Raw genomic sequence first — 19,028 nt, forward strand, 5'->3', positions numbered from 1 at the left:
GCGCACTTCGGACTGCGGGGAACATCGGAACGGGATGTCCCCGCATACCTCATAAGGCAGGTTCGACAGGCGCGGCGGGCGGGTACCAGAGGTCGGCAGTTCTACTGTGAGCCTTATGGCACGCGCGGCGGTGGCGGTGTGGCAAATGGCGCCGACGGTGGGCAACCGGCGAGCCAATCTCGCGCGCCTGGCCGGCGCCGCGGGCACCGCCCGCGCCAGGGGGGCGACCATCCTCGTCACTCCAGAGCTCAGCCTCACCGGTTACGACATCGGCGCCTTGACGGATGATGACACCGACCCCGAGCTCTTGACGGACCTCAGCCGCATCGCTCACAACACCGGCCTCGCCCTCGTCGTCGGGCTCGCCCTCCGGCAGGACCATCAGACCTGGAATTGCTCCGCTGTCGTCGACCGCACCGGTGACGTGCGCGGGGTCTATCGCAAGATGCACCTCTTCGGCGACCTCGACCGTTCGCGCTTTTGCGCCGGCACCGACGGCCCGCTCGTCGTGGACGTCGACGGCATCACCGTGGGCACCCTCATCTGCTACGACATCGAGTTCCCCGAGCCGGCGCGCCTCGCCGCGCTGGCCGGCGCCCAACTCCTGGCCATCCCGACGGCGAATATGACGCCCTGGCACTTCATCAACGAGCACGTCATCCCGGTGCGGGCCTTCGAGAACCAGTTCTATGTCGCCTACGCCAACCACCACGGCACCGAGGGCGGCACGACATACGTCGGATCCAGCACGATCGCCGCACCGGACGGGGCTACCGTCCGCGCCGGCGAAGACGACGAAGCGCTCATCCTCATGGCCCTCGACACCGACGATCTGGCCCAGCGCCGCCGCGAGGCGACCTATCTGACCGACCGACGACCTGAGCTCTACGACCGCCTCTGCCAGGAGAACTGATGTCCGAAACCCCAACGGCACCAACGTTGTTCACCGGGCACCTCTGGTGCCCAACCGAGGGAGAAGTCGATGCGCTGCTGGTCGCCCACGGCCGAATCCTCGCGATCGACGCGGACGCGCGAGACCACGCTGCCGGCATACCGGATCTGGACAGGGTGGACATCGCCGCCGGCGTGCTCGTCCCGGCCTTCGGCGACGGGCACGCGCACCCGCTCTTCGGCGGGCTGGAGCGGGAAGGTCCGCAGATCCGCCCACAACACAGCGTCGAGGGCATCGTCGCGGAGGTCGCCCGCTGGGCCGGCGCCCACCCGGACGCCGAATGGATCACCGGCGCGTCCTACGACTCCAGTCTCGCGCCCGAGGGACTCTTCGATGCTCGCTGGCTCGACGCGGCGGTCCCCGATCGTCCTGTAGCGCTGCGCGCCTGGGACTACCACACGATGTGGGTCAACACCCGCGCCTTGGAGCTGGCCGGAATCACCTCCGCCACAGCGGAACCCATCCTCGGTGAGATTCCACGCCGCGACGACGGCTCGGTCCTCGGCACCTTGCGCGAGTGGGGCGCCGTCGACCTCATCACCGCCGTTGCCCACGACTGGCCCATGGAGACCAAGCTCCGTGCCCTGGAATGGGCCGCGCGCGCCTATGCCGGCCTCGGAGTCACGTGGGTGCAGGACGCGTGGGTCGAGCCGGAGACCGTTGAGGTCTACCTCGAGGCCGCCCGCCAAGACCGCCTCCCGATTCGCTTCAACCTTGCCCTGTATGCCGATCCCCGCCACTGGCCCGACCAACTCCCTACGTTCGAGGAAACCCGGCGCCGAGTCAATGAACTCGGCCACCCCCACCTGACCGCAAACACGGTGAAGTTCTTCGCCGATGGTGTCGTCGAGAACGCGACCGGCGCTCTGCTGCAACACTATTGCGGCTGTCCAGGCGAATTCGGCATGCTCGTGTGGGAACCCGAGTTGCTCAAGCGTGCCGTGACCGACGTCGACGCGGCCGGATTCCAGCCGCACATTCATACGATCGGTGACCGCGCGGTGCGAGTGGCGCTCGATGCGCTCGATGCAGCCCACACCACCAACGGACCACGGGATCGCCGCGCGGTCCTCGCTCACCTTCAACTCGTGGACGAGAGCGACCGCATCCGGCTCGCCTCCCTCGGCGTCGTCGCGAACGCCGAGCCCTTGTGGTCGCAACTGGACGCCCTGATGAATGTCCTCACCGTCCCGCGGCTCGGGGAGGAGCGCGCCGACACGCAGTACCCGTGGGCGAGCCTGCGGGCCTTGGGCATCCCGATGAGCTTCGGGTCGGACTGGCCCGTCTCCTCGGCCGACCCGCTCGAGGGCATGGCCGTTGCCTGCTCGCGTCAGACCGCCGAGCGAGAACCTGCCGGCGGGTGGACGCCTCACCAGCGTCTGAGCACGACGGAGGCATTGCGCTGCTACACAGCCGCAGTCGCCTACCAAGCCTTCCGAACTGCCGGGCGGCTCGCGGTCGGGTGCGACGCCGACTTTGCCGTCCTCTCGGCGGATCCGCGCACCCTGGACCGCCCACGCGACCTCGACACGATCCGCGTGATCGGCACCTGGGTCGCGGGTCGCCCTGTCCAATCAACCACTGCCCCGTCAACTTTCGACGCGTAGGAGATTCGATGACCGACTCGCCCCATCACCTCTCTTCGGACCTGCAGGTGAGCAGTGACGTCCACCTCAAGCGGGCGCTCGGCCTGCCGGGGCTGACGCTCTTCGGGCTCGCCTATCTGGTGCCCCTGACGGTCTTCACGACCTATGGCATTGTCACCGAAATCACCGGCGGCAGAGTCGCTTTCGCTTATGTCTTCACGCTCGCCGCGATGCTCTTCACTGCCTTGTCGTATGGCCGGATGGTCGAGGCCTATCCCGTGTCAGGGTCGGCCTACACCTACACCTCCCGGTCCTTCGGGCCGCATGCCGGCTTCCTGGCCGGCTGGGCTCTGCTGCTCGACTACATCCTGCTGCCGATGGTCAACTACGCGGTGATCGGCCTCTTCATCCAGGCGCAATGGCCGTCGGTCCCCATCTGGGTCGGCTTCCTCGGCTCGCTGGCCCTCGTCACGATCCTCAATGTCGTCGGCATCACGACCATCGACCGCGCCAACTCGATCATCATCGCGATCCAAGCCGTCTTCGTCGTCGTCTTCGTCGTGTTGGCCATCAAGACGATAGCCGGCGGCTCGATCCAGGCCGGCCTGCCCTTCACCGGTGACCACGGCGCGAACGGCGCGGGCCTGGGACCGGTGCTCGCGGGCGCCGCCATTCTCTGCCTGTCCTTCCTCGGCTTCGACGCGGTCTCCACCATGGCGGAAGAGGCCACTGAGCCACGCCGCGACATTCCGCGAGCCATCCTCCTGGTCACGGTGGGCGGCGGAATCCTCTTCATCATCCTGGCCTGGCTCGCTCAGGTCGCGCGCCCCTCGACCACTTTTGAGAACGTCGACTCCGGTGCCACAGAAGTGATGACGCACCTCGGTGGCAACACCTTCGCCCTCGCCTTCACCGCGGCATACGTCGCGGGCGCCTTTGGCTCGGCCCTCACCTCCCAGGCGTCGGTCACCCGCATCTTGTATGCCATGGGCCGCGACGGCACGCTCCCTCGCGCCCTCGGCACGCTGGCCGCCCGCTGGCGCACCCCGTTGATCGCCATCCTGCTCGTCTCGATCGTCTCGCTGGCCGGGCTCTGGCTCGACCTCGGCCTGCTCTTCTCCATCGTCAGCTTCGGCGCCCTGACCGCCTTCTCGGTCGTCAACCTCTCGGTGATCAAGCACTACTGGTTCGATCACCCCGAGTCCCGAAACCCACTGCCGCACTTGGTTCTTCCGTTGATCGGCTTCGCACTGACAGTATGGCTGTGGACCTCGCTCTCCAAGAATGCTCTTGTCACCGGGGTGATCTGGCTGGCCGTCGGCATCGCGTGGTTGGCGCTGATCACCGGCGGCTTCCGTCGTCGTCCGCCGCAGGTCGAGTTCGAAGGCTGAGGGGGCGGGGCCCATGCCGTATGACGTGGTCGAGGCCTCCATCGCGCAGCTCGCCGCAGCTCTGACTCGGGGCGAGACGACCAGCGTGGAAATCGTGCGCGCTTCGCTGGCGCGGGTCGCGGCATACGACCAGGCGGGCCCGCATGTGAATGCGATCGTGGTCGCAAATCCGGACGCGCTCGCCGAGGCGGCTGCATCCGACGAACGCCGTGCTCGAGGCGAGAGCCTCGGACCCCTCGACGGCATTCCGTACACCGCCAAGGACAGCTATTGCGTCCGGGGCCTGACCGTTGCTGCCGGCTCCCCTGCCTTTGAGCACCTTGTCGCGCAACGCGATTCGTATGCCGTGGAGCGGATGCGCTCGGCAGGCGCGGTGCTCATCGGGCTGACGAATATGCCGCCGATGGCGAATGGCGGTATGCAGCGGGGTGTCTATGGGCGCGCCGAGAGCCCCTACAACCCGGACTACCTCACAGCTGCCTTCGCCTCGGGGTCGTCCAATGGCTCGGGGACGGCGACCGCGGCAAGTTTCGCGGTCTTCGGTCTCGCCGAAGAGACCTGGTCCTCCGGCCGGGCGCCGGCCTCCAACAACGGATTGTGTGCCTACACCCCGTCACGCGGCCTGATCTCGTTGCGTGGCAACTGGCCACTGGTGCCGACAATGGATGTCGTTGTGCCGCATACCCGTTCCCTGCCTGATCTGCTCGCGGTTCTGGACGTGCTCGTCGCCGATGACGAGGAGCACAGGGGCGACTTCTGGCGGACGCAACCCTGGCAGGACATCCCGTCCGTCGCCGACATACGACCAGCGTCCTACGCCGGGCTCGCTCCCGTGACCCAGGACAGGGCTCGGGAAGGCTTGCGGGGCAAGCGCTTCGGCGTTCCTTCGATGTACGTTAACGCCGATCCCGCCGCTGGCACCGCTCCCGATCCTGGCGTTGGCGGCCCGACCGGTCAGCGGATCGAGACGCGGGCTTCGGTGCTCGCCCTGTGGGAGTCTGTCCGCGGCGACTTGGAGGCGGCCGGGGCCGAGGTCGCACTGGTCGATTTCCCGCTCGTCTCCAACTACGAGGGTGACCGGCCGGGCGCATTGAAGATCACCACCCGCGGCCTGGTCCCTCACGACTATCTGCTGCGCGAGGTCCGGGACCTGACCGCGTGGGCGTGGGACGATTTCCTCGACGCCAATGCCGATCCCACGCTGCACCGCCTCCAGGACGTCGACGGCGAGCGCATCTTCCCTCTCCCGCCGGGCGCGCTGACCGACCGCTATGACGACTATCCCGACAATGTCGCCGAACTACCCGACTACATCCGCCGTCATCCACGCGGTCCACTTGCCGAACTCGATTGGCTCGCAACGGGGCTCGCCGGTTTGGAGGCGACTCGACGGGTGGACTACGACAACTGGCTGGCCGCTCACCGCCTGGACGCCGTGCTCCTTCCCGCTGCTGCTGATGTCGGCCCGGCCGACGCCGACGTCGACCCGGTATCCGCGGATCGCGCGTGGCGCAATGGCGTCTGGGTCGCCAACGGCAACCTCGTGTGGCGCCACTTCGGCATCCCGACCGTGACCATCCCCATGGGCGTGCTGGCCGACATCGGGATGCCGGTCGGCCTCACCATCGCCGGACTGCCGTATGCCGACACCTCCCTCCTCCAGTTGGCCGCAGCCATCGAGACAATTGCCCCACGTCGCGTCCCGCCACCGCGCACACCGCCACTACCGAGCTGAGGGCGTCTGTGGGCGCTCCCGACGGTGGGCGTACGGCCCGGCCACTGTCATGGTGAGATCCACGCTGCCCACCTATTAGTCTTCGCGACGTGAGAACTCCCACGGCGGCGGCGCGAACGGCATACGGGCTCAATGCGCTGCTGGCAGGCGGCGGCTTCCTACTCGTCCTCGCCCTCTCCGGTCTCGGGCAGTATGCCGATGTCGCACCCGTCGGCAATGTCTACGGGCCGCCTTATCCGGCCGGAGTCGCGGGCGCATGGTCGCGGATGTCGGACACCGTCAGCTACTTCACCGAGTGGTCGAATGTTGTTGTCGCCGTGGCGATGTGGTTGCTGTGGCGCGACCCGAAAAGTGAGACCTATTGGCGACGCGTGCTGCGAGCTGACAGCCTGCTGATGATCACCGTCACCGCGATCGTGTATGCCCTCCTGCTTGCCCCGACGGAGCACCCGACGGGGTGGTCGGCCTTCACGAATCCGTTGCAGCACATTGTGGTTCCCGCCGTCACGGTGCTGGTCTTCGTGATCTGGGGACCGCGTGGCTGGTTCTCTTGGCAAGTGGTCGCGGGGGCTCTCATCATCCCGATGGCCTGGGTGGCCTGGATGCTCGTGCGGGGGACGATGGTCGGCGCCTACCCCTATGAGTTCGTCGACCCCAGCGCCCACGGGTATCCGGCGGTCGCGGCGACCATCGGGCAGATTCTCGTCTTCGGGGTGCTCGTCGCGCTGATCTACTGGGGGATCGACCTGGTGATTCGGCGCCGCACCAGCACCCGCTGAGACGAGAGCAAACTCAGTCGGCAGCGGCAGCAGCAAGGGCCCGGTGGCCCATCCGGCCGATGACGAAGGCGATGAAGCAGAGCATCGAGATCACGAGTGCCGACGCGACGAACCACCCGGCGAGCCCACCCTTTTCTGAAGCCATGCCGGCGTTGACGACCGTGGCGATCAGGCTCAGGGGAGCCACCAAGGTGGCCACCACCGGTGCATCCCACAGCGCCACGCCGGCCCCCGGACGGTAGCCGGCCATGGACAGCGCGACGAGGAGGATCACCGCGACGGCGCCATACCCGATGAAGAACAGGAAAGCTGTCTGCGGGCGGGTGCCGAAGCCCACCACACGTGAGAGCACAAGCACGCAGAGTCCAGCCGCCACCCCACCAGCGTGAACGGCCGCGCCAGCTTCCGAGTGGCAGCCGGCCGCGGTGGCCCTTCGATGCGGCGCCTCACGCAGAGCACCCTAACGACACGATCGATGTCGGGTTCGGGGTAACCACGCCGCACTACCGACCGTGGGAACGGGTGCCCGGGCGCGCAGCGCGGCCGCCCTGTGGATAAGTCGCGCCCTCCGGTGGCGGGATTCGTGATCCTGGGTCAGGCTTTCTCCGAGACGACCAGCGCGGGCTGGGTCGCGATGGGGGAGGACGAAACGTGCGAGAAGGAAAAAGGACAACCGGACGGGCGCGGGTCGCGCTCGCCGGTGTGGCGAGCCTGGCACTGCTGTCCGGCTGCGACGGTGGCGCCGCAGACCCGAGCCCCTCGACCTCGAACACAACGGCCACGACGCCGCCCTCCCCGACATCGAGCAGCACGCCGTCGACGGAAACGACGACGTTATCGGCAACGACCACCGGGTATGTCCCGGTGAAGCCCGACTTCCCGGCCGCCGCGAAGAAGCAGACCCTTAAGTCCGCCGAAGCCTTCGTGAAGTACTACTACGAGCTCGTGAACTACGCGTACGCAAAGCCCGAGGCCGGGCTCCTCGGGCCTTTGGGGACCGACGATTGCAAGAGCTGCAAAAGCTACGAGAGCCTTGCTGCAGACCTGGTCGAAAAGGACCAGCACTACGACGGGCCCATGGTGACCTTCGAGAGGGTGAGCTTCTCCACGGAGGACCTCAAGAATCCCTGGATCATTTTCAACGGCGACCAACCTGGTTCTCGCATCGTTGACGCCAATGAGAAGACGGTATACGAGTCGAAGAAGATCGCACTGCACATTCGCGTAGTCCTGATCTGGACGACAGACGGGTGGCGAATCCAGGAACTAGCAAACACATGATGTCTTCACGCAAGTGCTTGTCCGCCGCACTACTCGCCCTCTTGATGTGGGAGGCGCTGCCACAATCCGCGATGAGCGACAACTGCCATGAAGTCTCGTGCAATAACGAAGGCAAGGGATTCCTGGTCGCGAAAGACATGTTGAAGCTGAGTGGTGGGCATGTCGCAGGCACACCGCAGCAGTTCTACGACTACGGCATTTCCCCCTACTGCGGTGGCGTCGCACCCGAGGAGCCCGGCGGCGTCGAGTGCACGGTCATGAAGATCTATTGCGACGACAAGCCCGGCAATGGACCCGCCGTCTGGGTCTTCCAGCGGCGCATCAACCCGGATACACCCTGGGAGCGCCAGGGCTACACCTGCTATCCCAACCTCATCCCCGGCAAGGTCGACATGGACGCCATCGCGGCGGCCTTCCACCGCACGACCCTGGCGACACCCGCGCTGCACATCCAGCCCGAGCACAACCTGACCCTCGTCACCTTGCCCACCTACTTCGAGCTCGAATGGCCGAAGGCGGGCTTTCAGCCCGACGAGCTCGACGTCCTCAACCCGCGCGACTGGTTCGGGATGACTGTCACCGTCCGCCCGACCCTTGACTCGGTCACCTATGACTACGGCGACGGCGCCACCTCCGGCCCGACGACCAGCCCGGGCGGCCCCTATCCCACTGGCGACATCGTGCACAGCTATCCGTCCGCCGGCACCTATACCGTTCGCGCCGACGCCGTCTATCGCGGCTACGTCTCGATCGATGAGTCCGACTGGATCGAGATCCCCGGCACCGTCGCCATCCCCGGCACGCCGGAGGAATTGCGGGTCACGACGGCCCGCAATCACCTCTACCTCCCTGGCAATTGAGGCTGCCGACGCCGAGACTGCCGCCGCGACGACGCGACGCGCAAACACTTTGGCGCGGGCGAGCCCGCCTGGTCGTGGGCGGCCCGGTGCTCTCGACCTGATCGACACGGCACCAATGCCCCCCTTTCGGCGCGACTCACCTCCTCGCGGATCGAACCAAGCTCGCCATCCCGGGGCAGGACGTCAGATCCCAACCTCCACAGACGACGAGGGTCACAAGACAGGCAATCCCCTCAGCCGACGGCGGTCTCGACCGTTGACGGCCCACCTGCCGCGTCAGCGGCGTCTGCACGCATCTCGGCGGCATACTCGCGTGGAACGACATCGAGCGTTCGTGGGATTGCCCCCTGCACGGCTCGCGCTTCGCCGCCGACGGCACGCGGATCGAAGGCCCGGCGACGGCTGACCTCGCCTCTCATGAACAAACCGCACGGCGGCTGAGCGCTATCGGCCCGACAACGGCGAAACAGCGTTAGCGTCAAGGCACCCGACCCAAGGAGCCCGGCATGGCAACCGACGACCGCGACGTGATCGCCGACATCATGCGCAAGACCCGCATCGCGATCCTGACCTATCAAGACGCCGAGGGCCGACTGGTCTCGACGCCTATGGGCACTCAAGACTTCGAGGATCCCGGCACGGTCTGGTTCATCACCGAGGTCGCGACCGAGAAGGTCCGAGCCATCCTTGCCAATCCCCACGTCAACGTTGCGTATGCCAGCGACAAGGGCTGGGTGTCCCTGTCCGGCACCGCGCGCCTGAGCCGCGACGACGCCAAGCTCAAGCAGCTGTGGGACGCCTCGGCGTCGGCGTTCATGAGTACGGATGTCGACGACGCCAACAGCGGCCTCCTCGAGATCACGGGTGACACAGCGCAGTACTGGGAGTCCCCGGGGAAGGTGCCCATGTTGGTGAAGATGGCCAAGGGCCTGCTGGGCGGCAAGGCCGCCGACGAGGGCGACGCGCCCGTCGTCGAACTCTGAACCAAGGTTCAGGCGCGGCGTCGACAACGGCAGGCGCAGTGGTCGGCCGGTCGCTCGCTAGAGCACCGAGAAGGTCCCGGTGAGAGACCGGCCGGTGAGCGCGGCCAGTGCGTCAGCAGCCGTGGCGTGCGTGGCGAGTTCGGCACACAGCCGCAGCGCCGGGACACTAGCCGCGCGGGTTTCGGCGGGGAGGTCGATACCGAGGGCTCGGGCGAGATCCGCGCTGTGGACCGTAAGTTCGAGAGCTCGGGTCGCCAAGTAGTCCGCCAGTCGCATCCGGCCGAAGGGTGTCGAGACCGTTTCGTCGCCGGACGATGTCGTCACGAGTTCCTCGACCCGGCGCGCGATGGTGAGCGCCATGTCGCAGGGATGGGCACCCAACTCGACGCCGGCCGCGACCCCTCGAGCCGCCACCGAGGGGGCGTCGGTTGCCGTCCGGGCTGCGGCGAAATAGTCAGTGGCAGAGGCGATCCGGGGGCCCCCGCTGTCGGGCGCCGCGAGATAGGACTCTATTGTCAGATAGGCGCGGGTCGTATGCCCGAGCAGATCGCGCAACCTCCAGCTCCCGAGTCCAGCATCGTCGAGACGACTCACGGGCAGTGCGCGCACCACGGCTTGAAATCCCGCCGATGCGAGTCGGAACCAGGCGCGAACGTCCTGTTCGCCGCGGACGGCATCGTTGGCCACCGCCTCGCCACCGTCACCCAGTTGAGCGGATGGGCCCCACTCGGCGAGCGTGTCGATGACCGCAATCGGGTCGAGCGCTCCATGACCTCGGGCCTCGGTCTCAGCGAGTAGCCGCCGGCTGATGTCCAGGGATGGTGTGGGCACACGCGCCCGCAGCGCAATGTCCGTGATCCGCTCGGTCAACCACCGCACATTGTCGAGGCGAGAGTGCGCAGTCAGGTCGCCGGCCGACAGTTTGACCAACTTGGCGCGCGACACCGCGCTCGCCATCGGCCCGGCGTCGAGAATGTCGCGGACGATCTCGACGTCGACACCAGCGCGCTGGGCGAGCAGGTAGGTCTCGGTCAGTGTCGAGACCATGGTGATGAGGAAGTGATTGACGATGAGCTTGGTGGTCATGGCCGCCGGGACCGCTCCACACCGAACGATGCGCGCACACGCCGGCGCCAGTAGTGGCTCCACCCGGTCGACGTCCGCGGGGCTTCCGGCGAGCATTCCGATGAGTTCCCCCGCCTCGGCGGGCAGGCGCGACCCCGACACGGGCGCCTCGACATACCGGCCACCGGCGGCGAGCACATCGCGCCCGAGTGCAGCGGAATACTCCGGTGATGTCGTCGCGAGCTGAACCAAAGTTTTGCCCGTGAAGCCGTCGAGCCGGCACGCGCCGCGGCCCAGGACCTCGTCCAGCGCCTTCTCGTCGATGAGCATGACAAAGACGATTTCGCACGACGCGATCAGTTGCCCCGGCGAGGAGGCCGCGTGCGCGCCCAGAGCTACCAGCCGTTCCACGGGCGCACTCGAGCGATTCCAGATCGTCAGCGGCAGCCCGCTCGCCACCAGGTTGCGGGCGATGGGCTCGCCCATAGTGCCCAGGCCGATCAGACCCACCGATGTCATGACATCCTCCTGACTCTAGGACGTTTGTCATAGTGACACATCTAGTACGATTGTCATAGTCCATACCAACGTCCACAGCGAAGGAGGAGATGGTGGCAGGTCGCCCCGGCCCCCGGGACCGCATCGTGCGCTCAGGCGTGCGGCACCTGCGCGAGCACGGCGCGGATGGCATGGCGCTGCGTTCGGTCGTTGCGGACGCGGATGCCCCGTGGGGGTCCTTTACGCACTATTTCCCCAGCGGCAAAGACCAGTTGCTCACCGAGGCGGTCACCTGGTCCGGGCAGTTCGCCGTCCACCAGGTCGGCGACTATCTCGCGCGGTCGCGCAAGCCAGACCCGCAGGGTCTCGTCGATGCCGTCTTCTCCTGGTGGATCGCCGATCTGGAGCGCGACGGCGTCACGTCCGGCTGCCCGGTCGCTGGCACGGTGGCCGACGGACAGCTTGCCGGAGTTGTCCGCGAGGCCTGCCGAGTGGCCCTGACGGATTGGCAGGATGCCATTCGCCTGGCGCTCCGGGAGATGCACGTGCCCCCCGCCCGGGCGCGCGAGTGCGCCACCATGCTCATCGCCGCCCTCGAAGGCGCCCTCGTCCTCGCCCGCGCCGAGGGCAGCACCGAGCCGTTGCGCGCGGTGCGCCGACAACTACGCCGGCTCTTCGCTGCGCCGGCCTGACGACCATGCCCGCAAGCGCTCCACGAACGCCGCGGCGCGCCTGCTGCGGATCAGCGGCGGCGTGGTGTGCTGCCCACTGACAGGCAAGCCGGTGACGACATCGGCAGCTGTTCAGGCCACCCGGGTGCGGCGACAAGAGTCGCCGCTGACGATATTTGTTTGATTGGGCGGCATGACACGCAATGCCCCGCGGTCCGGTGCTCCGGGCGCCGACAACGCCGCCCCGACAGCGCAGGCGATCGCCGATCAACTCTGGGGTCGACGCAACCGCTCGATCGAGTTGCCGCCACCTGGCGCACCAAGAGTGCTAACGATTCACGTCGCGCTTGTCGGCTCGGAGCCCGAGATCTGGCGGCGGGTGGAGGTGCGGGACACCCTGACCCTCGATCACGTGCATACGGTTCTTCAGGTCGCCATGGGGTGGACCGACAGCCACCTCCACCACTTTGGCGGCCCCGGTGCAGGCCCATCGGAACCGCCGTGGTTCGTCACGGCATACGACGAGGAGGACGGGACGGCCGAATCCTCGGCCCGCCTCGGCCAGGTGCTGTGCGCCCCGGGTGACGGGCTGAGCTATGTCTACGACTTCGGCGACGACTGGGTCCACCACCTCACCCTCGAGAGCAGTCGACCGGCCACGGACGCAGTACCGACAGTCCGGTGCCTCGACGGCGCTGGCTCCTGCCCACCCGAGGACGTGGGCGGGATAGGGACCTGGAATGCCCTCGCAGCAGCGCTGCGCGCCGATCCCGACCCGCACGCGTTGATCGATGACCTCAGCATGTATGCCGGCTGGTTGCCCGAGGGGACCGATCCCGACGCTTTCCCCATCGACGCCGTGAATACCGAACTCTCACGGCTGGGCGACAGCCTCCGGCTGCCGACCCCACACCCAGTGGTCGAAGAGCTCGTCAGCGGGACGACCCCAGACGTTCGCACCGAGTTGCGCGAACTGCTCCTGGCGGCTCATCGTCGACGCGACGTCTCCGTCAGCGACGAGCAGTGGGTGGCGCTGCTCCGCCCATGGCAGACCATCCTCGACCTGGCCCACCCCGACGGCATCCCACTGACCGCGGCGGGCTGGATCGCGCCCGCGCACTGCGAACGGCTGTGGCACGAGAGCGGCCTCGCCTGGGAGTTCGGGAAGGGGAATCGCGAGCAAAACACACCTGAAGTGCATCTCTTGCGCGAGGACGCGGCGGCCGCCCGACTGATCCGCCGATACAAGGGGCGTCTGGTCCTGACCCCCTTGGGGCGCAAGGCTGTGCGCGACCGGGAGTCCCTGCTCGACGCCATCGCGAACTACCTCCTAGACACCGGCGAGCAGTTCGATCAGCATGCCGCTGCGGTGACCCTGCTCCTTGTCGCGGGAGGCACCTCGCCCGGCACCGGGTCCGAGGCCGGGCCCTTCACGATCACCACCGCGGTCGGCAGGTTGCTCACGGACATCGGGTGGCGCTCCGGGAGCCCGCACGGGTTCCAATACGGGGTGCCTGGCCTATTTCGCGTGCAGCGCGCGTTGCTCCCGGGCAGGATCGCCACGCGCGCCGATTTCACGGCGTATGCCGAGCCTGCACCCCGCGCGCTGGCGCGTCGCGCGCTGTGGCCGAGAACCTAGGACACCCATCGAACATACGTCCCGGTCTTGAGGAATTCGGCCAACGACGGTTAGCCTGGCTACGCCCGCGCCGGTCGCGGCCTGCGCGTCATCCGATGTGGCGGGAGCACCGGCTCCGCACGCAGCGTGGCCGCAACCCGCGATTTGCCGCCTGCGCCAAACCCCCCGGAGCAAGCCCGTGTCCTCTCGATCCCATCGAGTCCTGTCCCTGTCCGATGTGGCCGCACTGAGCGCGACAGCGGCACTTGCGAGCGCCGCCCCTGCGGGCGCGCAGAGCAAGGAGATCTACGTCAGCCCCAGCGGCAACACCCGCGGTGACGGCAGCCGCAGCGCGCCCCTGGAGAGCATCCAGGCCGCTGTCGACCGGGCCACCCCCGGCACTGTCATCAAGCTCCTCGCTGGCACCTACACCGGCAAGGTCAAGATCAAGAACTCCGGCACCGCCGCTGCCCCGATCCGCATCATCCCCGCCGGCAACGGCCCGGTGAACGTCACCTATGCCTCCAAGCCGGAGTCGTGCACCAACAGCCAGCCCGCTGGCGACCGGACCTTCACGATCAGCGGTGGCGCCGACTACTGGCAGATCGAGGGCCTGAACATCAACAACGGCATCTGGATCAACGGCCAAAAATCCAACAGCGCCTACAGCTGGCTGACCAACCTGGTCAACAAGAACAACTACCTCACCCGCCGCGCGGTCCCCGGCCACGGCGCTCGCAACCCTGCCGCGCTGTCGGGCCAGATCGCCTACCTGCGCAAGGTCACCGGCGCCGGCGACATGGACTCCGCCGACGGCATCAAGATCATCGGCAACAATCTGACCGGCCGGGGCATCTACGGCGCGCTGACCAGCAATGGCGTGATCAGCAATAACAAGATCTCCAAGATCCCGTGCGGCATCGGCCCGGGCATCTGGCTGATGACCTTCTCCAACAACTGGAAGATCACCGGCAATGACGTCTCCGACATCGCCATTTCCAAGGCCGCCCACTTCATGCAGGAAGGCATCCGCCTCGGCAGCGCCGCCGACTACAACGAGGTCACGGGCAACACCGTGCACGACCTGCCCGGCGACGGACGCGGCATCAACACCGACGTCGACGGCAGCTGGAACTACATCCACCACAACACGGTGACCAATGTCGCCATCGGTTACAACGACCAGATGTCCGGCTGGGGCAACCGCTGGGAGTACAACACCGTCACGGGCTACCGAACGTATGGCTTCGGCTTCCGGCTGATGGATGCCCGTCTCGCGCAGCCGTCGCTGGCCAGCAGCTCCTATCTCTCGATCGTTACGTGCAACACCACGGCCGGAGCCGTGGGCAATGCCAAGGCCCTCGGTGTCGGCGCGATGATGAATGGCACCTTCACCAGCAACAAGATGCCCTTCATCTGGCTCAGCAAGAACCTCACCAACTACTGGAGCGCCAGGGGCAACAAGTGGAACGGCTCCTCCGCCGTCCCCGACAAGAACCCACCTCAGTCCACCGCCGGCTGCTGACCCGAGCGCCATCCTGACTAGCCGACCGGCCGCCCCGATCAGGGGCGGCCGCCCACCTCGCCCAGTCGTGTGGTGACGATCCGGGTCAGGAGTTCGGCAGGCAGGTCGACGTCATCCGGGAGCTGGATAGCGCCTTTGGTCGTCGGGATGCCCAGATCGGCCAACTCCGCGGCGAAAGCCTGAACGACGTTGCCGGAGTAGGGATAGATGCCGATGTGCTTGGCGGTCGACATGATCGCCAGGACACCCTTGCCGGCCACCACGAGAGCCGGCATGGCGTACTTCAAGCCCTCGGTCGCGTCGGGCGCGACGGCGCGGGCGACGGCATACAACTCGGTGATCCTGGCGCGGCGCGTCTCGGGGAGGGTGGCGAGGTAGTCGGCTACCGGGTGGTCGCTGTGCGCGGTCGTTTCCATGGCGCTCTCGTCCTCGATTTGTCGCCTGCGTCGCTGCTTTCGCCATCCACCGTATGCCGCGGCCCACCCCGGGCGCCGGAGTCCGCGCCGTGGCAGTTCTTGAGCCCCCGCCGTGCCATTCTCGTGGCCGAGACGTCCCGGCTCGCCGTCCACCTGCCACGATCGTGCGTATGTCCCTGCCGCGGCTTGCCGACCTCTTGTCCAGTCTTGATCGTGAGACACACGCGGAGCGTTGCCAGCGCATCGTCGCCCTCGCCCGCGCCGGGCGGGGCGGGCCGGAAGTCGGCCAACTGCTCGAGGGCCTCGCCGTGCAGAGTGACTATCACGCGGTCCTCGCCGTCCTCGGCGCCGCGGTCGCGGGCGACCACGTCCTCCTGGAGCGGCTGGCTGCGCACCGGGCACCTCGGGTGGCTCGGGCAGCCCAGGCGCGGCTGCCCTTGCCGGGCTCGGCCGAGTCGCTCGCCGAGGGCTACCTCGCGTCCTCGCCCAACGATCGCCGGCTGCAACGCCGGCGGTTGGCCCGCGAGGGTCGGCGTGACGTCATCGATCTGCTGATCGGCCGCAACATCGCCGATGCCGAGCGCGCCGGGCTCCTCGCCTCCGCCTCCGAAGGGGTGGCCGCGGCCCACCTGCCCGACCTGGCCGATCTCGTCCCGAATCTCGTCACACTGACCAACCGTCACCCGCAGCTCGTGCTGGCCCACCTCAACACGCGCCTGACACGAGCGCCACTGCCGGTGCGCGATCACTGGTGGCGATGGGCGGGTCCCGCGCTGGGCTCTCTCATCCGGCACGACCCCGGCGCCGTCCTGACGCTGCTTGAGAGCGACGGTCCCAGCGGTGTTCTCACACCAGCAGTTGAACGAAGCCTCGGGGCCCTCCTGCGACACGACGCCGGCCGCACAGCTGCCCTGATCACGCACCCACACAACGCGTTTCGGCACCGCCTCCCCACCGGCCTAGTGCGGTATGCCGCGCTGCTCGCTCCCGAGGACCGGCGCCGCATCGCGAGGCACGTGGCAGATCGGGACGAGTTGCTGGCCCAGTTCCTCGATGCCCTGCCTCCGTCCGAACGGGCCGAGGCTTTCGACGCGGTTCTGACAACGACCGCCGCGGGGCAACGGACGTGGTCGCACGACCTGCTCGAGGTGCTCCCGCGTGAGGTACGGCATCGCGAGGTCCGCCGCATACTGGCACTGCCGCACGTCGGTGCCGACGTGCTCGAATCGATCGGTCTTCGTGGCTTCCTCCCGGCCGACGAAGCGGCCGGCCTCCTGGGGCCGGCACGCCACGCCGCGGACGCCGAAGAGCGGGCGGCGGCGTATGCCGCTCTGGTCCAGTCGGCCTCCCGGCAACGTGATCCGCACACTCTGGCAACAACATTCGAGGCACTTGATGACCTGCGAAACGAGCGCGACCCGGTCCGGCAGACCGTCGCGGCGGCCCTCGCCGACATCCCGGGGTGGTTGCTCGTGGAGGCGGGACTGGCGCGTGTCGAGGCCTTCGCGACGGCCGCAGCGACGGCGCGCGATTGTTCGCCGGGCACTCTCCACGCGTTGCAGAGCGTGGCCTGGCGGGCCATCCGCCAGGCCTTGGAGAGCGCCGATCTCGACACCGCTCGGGCGGGTCTGCGGATGGTCGACACGCTCACCGGGCCGACGGGCCTGACCTGGATCCCGTCGTTGACCGGGATTCGGCATGGCGGCGAGCAGGTCGTCATCGACGCCCTGGCGCCCCGTTTGCAGACCGCAGCCGGCAAGGACGACTATCGGTTGTTGTTCACGCTCTGTCAGGCACTCGGTGAACGCGGTTGGGGCGTAACGGTTCTCGATGATCTTCTTCGTCGAGCGCTGCGAGCACCCTCGGACGCAACGGTGCGTCGCGCCGCAGAGCTGTGGCTCGACGACCCGGCGACCCGAGCGGCGCGCGTCGGTGAGGCCCTCCAAATCGACGAGTCCATCGCGGTGCTGGACGTGGTCCAACAGACCCTCAGCCGGCGTCGCCAGGACCTGCTCGGGGTGCTGTGGAAGCGCAAGTCTCTCGGCGGCCGGCTGTGGGGACGCCAGGCCGCTTACGTGCCCATCGTGCCCGGCCCGTTCACCCGATGGCTGCCCCGCCAAGTCACGGCGTATGCCGCAGCCCTCACCACACTCCTGGCCACCCCCAGCACCGCGACCTGGACCGCAACGTCGGCGATACGGACACTCGGCCGCCTCCCGGAGGTGGGTATGACCGCCGTCGAGCCCTACCTCGCTGATCCCGACGTCGCTCGGCGTGAGGCGGCTCTTGCCGCACTCGCGTGGACGGACCGCCCCGGGGATGCCCTGGAGCAGCTGTTGGCCGTTCGCTCCGGTGACGAGGTGCGGGTCGCGATGTATGCCGCAGGCCGGTGCCTTCGCGACACCCCAGGTCGGCTGGCGTTGCCGATGATCCTCGATGTGCTTGCGGACCCGGCCGCGAAGGTCACCGCCCGGAAGGAGGCCGTGCGTCTGCTCGGTCTGATCCGCGTGCCCGCCGCCTTGGACCACCTCATCGAGATCGGCCTGGACGACTCGACCCAGCGCGATGTGCGGTTCGCCGTTGCTCGGACCGTGTGGGGGTGGCTGGACGACGAGCGCTCCTGGCAGGTCCTGGGAGCGGTCGCCGCCTCCGGCCGGGAGGGCGCCCGCTCGATCGCCGAGACCCAGCCGACTCAGATCCCGGAACGCCACCGGACGCGGTATGCCCGCCTCCTGCTCCCTGGGGCTGACGCCGACGACCCCACGCTGATCGCGGCGCTCGCGCGGTGGGCCCCATGGTTGCCGGAGGCAATGTCGCTGCTGTGCAGTCGGATCGCTGCGCTGACGTCTCCGAATCCTCAGCTAGTGACGAGTGCGATCCTGGAGGCTGCTCGCCACGGCGCTGGGGTTGACCCCCTCATTGCACGTGTCCGTGCGTTTGCCGCCCAGACAGTCGTGTCGGACCACCCGGGCGCGGGACAGGTCGCGGATCAGCCTGTTCGGCAACGTCTCTCGCTACTCGCCCTGACGGCGACAGATCTGCCCCCGGGTGAAGTGGCCGACCACCGCGCGACGCTCCTGACCATCGCCGGCGAGCTCGCACCATACGACGATCTGCGGGGTCTGGCGATCATGGTGGCAGCGCGAGCGGTCGACTGGGACTCCCCGTTGCCCGGCCTCGAGATTGCCATGGCCCTGGTCGACGAACCGCTCCGCTGCGCCGACGTGCGGGCTGCCCTCGACTCGTCACTGGCGCGGTATGCCACCCGGCCCGCCCCATCCTGGATCGACGCCGTGGACGCACTCCTGTCTCGCGACGAGCTGGCCGCGGGCGTTTCAGCGTTATCGCTGGTGGCCTGGGCGGGCCCGCAGACCGGATGGAATGCGTTGTGGCGCGAGCGAATTCGCCACCTCCGCGGGAATACCTCCCGTGTGCTGAGCACCTGGGCGCGTGATGTCGTCACGGGCCCGCCGACCGTCAACCCCGGCTGACGACTCTCTGGTTCGGCACCGGACGGCCGAGAAGGTGGGGAGCGCGCGAAGGGCGGCGTGTATGCGCGCGAGGTCGCGGTCGACGGGCAGATCTGCTTAGCGGGTTTAGCTCGTGGTTCACTCTGACAGTAAGACTGTTGCCTGCCTAGGTGCTCCCGGGTTTCGTGACTCGCACGC

Annotated in this window: 15 protein-coding genes and 1 pseudogene; 13 read left to right on the top strand and 3 right to left on the bottom strand. The window is 67.9% G+C overall.

What is annotated here, in order from left to right:
* Positions 1 to 115 precede the first annotated feature (115 nt).
* The 5 genes from PKH97_RS04160 to PKH97_RS04180 all read left to right on the top strand — a co-directional run bounded on the left by PKH97_RS04160 (position 116) and on the right by PKH97_RS04180 (position 6,443).
* Positions 116 to 913 carry a nitrilase-related carbon-nitrogen hydrolase gene (locus PKH97_RS04160; RefSeq protein WP_324386144.1) on the top strand — a complete coding sequence of 266 codons (798 nt, stop codon included), beginning with the start codon at positions 116 to 118 and terminating at the stop codon, positions 911 to 913.
* Positions 913 to 2,559, top strand: a complete 1,647-nt coding sequence (locus PKH97_RS04165) for an amidohydrolase (protein ID WP_324386145.1) — start codon at positions 913 to 915, stop codon at positions 2,557 to 2,559. Before PKH97_RS04160 ends, PKH97_RS04165 begins: the two co-directional genes overlap by 1 nt.
* Before the next feature lie 8 nt (positions 2,560 to 2,567).
* Positions 2,568 to 3,929, top strand: coding sequence for an amino acid permease (locus tag PKH97_RS04170; protein WP_324386146.1), 1,362 nt, complete (start codon positions 2,568 to 2,570; stop codon positions 3,927 to 3,929).
* Positions 3,930 to 3,942: 13 nt separating this feature from the next.
* A complete protein-coding gene (locus PKH97_RS04175; protein WP_324386147.1) occupies positions 3,943 to 5,664 on the top strand; it encodes an amidase in 1,722 nt (573 codons plus the stop codon).
* A gap of 89 nt (positions 5,665 to 5,753) precedes the next feature.
* Complete coding sequence (locus PKH97_RS04180; protein WP_324386148.1) at positions 5,754 to 6,443, top strand: Pr6Pr family membrane protein; 690 nt, start codon at positions 5,754 to 5,756, stop codon at positions 6,441 to 6,443.
* A 13-nt stretch (positions 6,444 to 6,456) separates the two neighbouring features.
* Here the strand turns inward: PKH97_RS04180 and PKH97_RS04185 are convergent, their stop codons facing one another.
* On the bottom strand, positions 6,457 to 6,819 hold the full coding sequence (locus PKH97_RS04185; RefSeq protein WP_324386149.1) for a hypothetical protein: 363 nt from the start codon (positions 6,817 to 6,819) through the stop codon (positions 6,457 to 6,459).
* A gap of 326 nt (positions 6,820 to 7,145) precedes the next feature.
* Between PKH97_RS04185 and PKH97_RS04190 the strand changes: the two genes are divergently transcribed.
* The 4 genes and pseudogenes from PKH97_RS04190 to PKH97_RS04205 all read left to right on the top strand — a co-directional run bounded on the left by PKH97_RS04190 (position 7,146) and on the right by PKH97_RS04205 (position 9,567).
* Positions 7,146 to 7,724 carry a DUF6318 family protein gene (locus tag PKH97_RS04190; protein ID WP_324386150.1) on the top strand — a complete coding sequence of 193 codons (579 nt, stop codon included), beginning with the start codon at positions 7,146 to 7,148 and terminating at the stop codon, positions 7,722 to 7,724.
* Positions 7,724 to 8,584, top strand: coding sequence for a PKD domain-containing protein (locus tag PKH97_RS04195; RefSeq protein ID WP_324386151.1), 861 nt, complete (start codon positions 7,724 to 7,726; stop codon positions 8,582 to 8,584). Before PKH97_RS04190 ends, PKH97_RS04195 begins: the two co-directional genes overlap by 1 nt.
* Before the next feature lie 234 nt (positions 8,585 to 8,818).
* Positions 8,819 to 9,060, top strand: a pseudogene (locus PKH97_RS04200) (Rieske 2Fe-2S domain-containing protein); the annotation flags it as partial.
* A gap of 30 nt (positions 9,061 to 9,090) precedes the next feature.
* The gene (locus PKH97_RS04205; protein ID WP_324386152.1) at positions 9,091 to 9,567 is read left to right on the top strand and encodes a pyridoxamine 5'-phosphate oxidase family protein; all 477 of its coding nucleotides are present in this window, start codon (positions 9,091 to 9,093) and stop codon (positions 9,565 to 9,567) included.
* A gap of 57 nt (positions 9,568 to 9,624) precedes the next feature.
* Here the strand turns inward: PKH97_RS04205 and PKH97_RS04210 are convergent, their stop codons facing one another.
* Positions 9,625 to 11,151 carry an NAD(P)-binding domain-containing protein gene (locus PKH97_RS04210; RefSeq protein ID WP_324386153.1) on the bottom strand — a complete coding sequence of 509 codons (1,527 nt, stop codon included), beginning with the start codon at positions 11,149 to 11,151 and terminating at the stop codon, positions 9,625 to 9,627.
* Between the two features lie 92 nt (positions 11,152 to 11,243).
* Between PKH97_RS04210 and PKH97_RS04215 the strand changes: the two genes are divergently transcribed.
* The 3 genes from PKH97_RS04215 (at position 11,244) to PKH97_RS04225 (ending at position 14,944) form a co-directional block, all read left to right on the top strand.
* Positions 11,244 to 11,822, top strand: coding sequence for a TetR/AcrR family transcriptional regulator (locus PKH97_RS04215; protein ID WP_324386154.1), 579 nt, complete (start codon positions 11,244 to 11,246; stop codon positions 11,820 to 11,822).
* 172 nt (positions 11,823 to 11,994) lie between these two features.
* The gene (locus PKH97_RS04220) at positions 11,995 to 13,440 is read left to right on the top strand and encodes a plasmid pRiA4b ORF-3 family protein (protein WP_324386155.1); all 1,446 of its coding nucleotides are present in this window, start codon (positions 11,995 to 11,997) and stop codon (positions 13,438 to 13,440) included.
* 178 nt (positions 13,441 to 13,618) lie between these two features.
* Positions 13,619 to 14,944, top strand: a complete 1,326-nt coding sequence (locus tag PKH97_RS04225; protein ID WP_324386156.1) for a right-handed parallel beta-helix repeat-containing protein — start codon at positions 13,619 to 13,621, stop codon at positions 14,942 to 14,944.
* Between the two features lie 38 nt (positions 14,945 to 14,982).
* Here PKH97_RS04225 and PKH97_RS04230 read toward each other — a convergent pair whose 3' ends face one another.
* Positions 14,983 to 15,360, bottom strand: coding sequence for a DUF1801 domain-containing protein (locus tag PKH97_RS04230; protein WP_324386157.1), 378 nt, complete (start codon positions 15,358 to 15,360; stop codon positions 14,983 to 14,985).
* Between the two features lie 170 nt (positions 15,361 to 15,530).
* Between PKH97_RS04230 and PKH97_RS04235 the strand changes: the two genes are divergently transcribed.
* Positions 15,531 to 18,851, top strand: coding sequence for a hypothetical protein (locus PKH97_RS04235; protein WP_324386158.1), 3,321 nt, complete (start codon positions 15,531 to 15,533; stop codon positions 18,849 to 18,851).
* The last annotated feature ends 177 nt before the right edge of the window (positions 18,852 to 19,028 follow it).

Origin of the sequence: Nostocoides sp. (assembly GCF_035343835.1) — a bacterium.
GTDB classification, from domain to species: Bacteria; Actinomycetota; Actinomycetes; order Actinomycetales; family Dermatophilaceae; genus Nostocoides_A; species Nostocoides_A vanveenii.

Coding starts and splice junctions, on each gene's coding strand:
- PKH97_RS04220 (WP_324386155.1), top strand. CDS start 11,995: ATGACACGCAATGCCCCGCGGTCCGGTGCTCCGGGCGCCGACAACGCC.
- PKH97_RS04160 (WP_324386144.1), top strand. CDS start 116: ATGGCACGCGCGGCGGTGGCGGTGTGGCAAATGGCGCCGACGGTGGGC.
- PKH97_RS04170 (WP_324386146.1), top strand. CDS start 2,568: ATGACCGACTCGCCCCATCACCTCTCTTCGGACCTGCAGGTGAGCAGT.
- PKH97_RS04195 (WP_324386151.1), top strand. CDS start 7,724: ATGTCTTCACGCAAGTGCTTGTCCGCCGCACTACTCGCCCTCTTGATG.
- PKH97_RS04210 (WP_324386153.1), bottom strand. CDS start 11,151: ATGACATCGGTGGGTCTGATCGGCCTGGGCACTATGGGCGAGCCCATC.
- PKH97_RS04205 (WP_324386152.1), top strand. CDS start 9,091: ATGGCAACCGACGACCGCGACGTGATCGCCGACATCATGCGCAAGACC.
- PKH97_RS04175 (WP_324386147.1), top strand. CDS start 3,943: ATGCCGTATGACGTGGTCGAGGCCTCCATCGCGCAGCTCGCCGCAGCT.
- PKH97_RS04230 (WP_324386157.1), bottom strand. CDS start 15,360: ATGGAAACGACCGCGCACAGCGACCACCCGGTAGCCGACTACCTCGCC.
- PKH97_RS04165 (WP_324386145.1), top strand. CDS start 913: ATGTCCGAAACCCCAACGGCACCAACGTTGTTCACCGGGCACCTCTGG.
- PKH97_RS04235 (WP_324386158.1), top strand. CDS start 15,531: ATGTCCCTGCCGCGGCTTGCCGACCTCTTGTCCAGTCTTGATCGTGAG.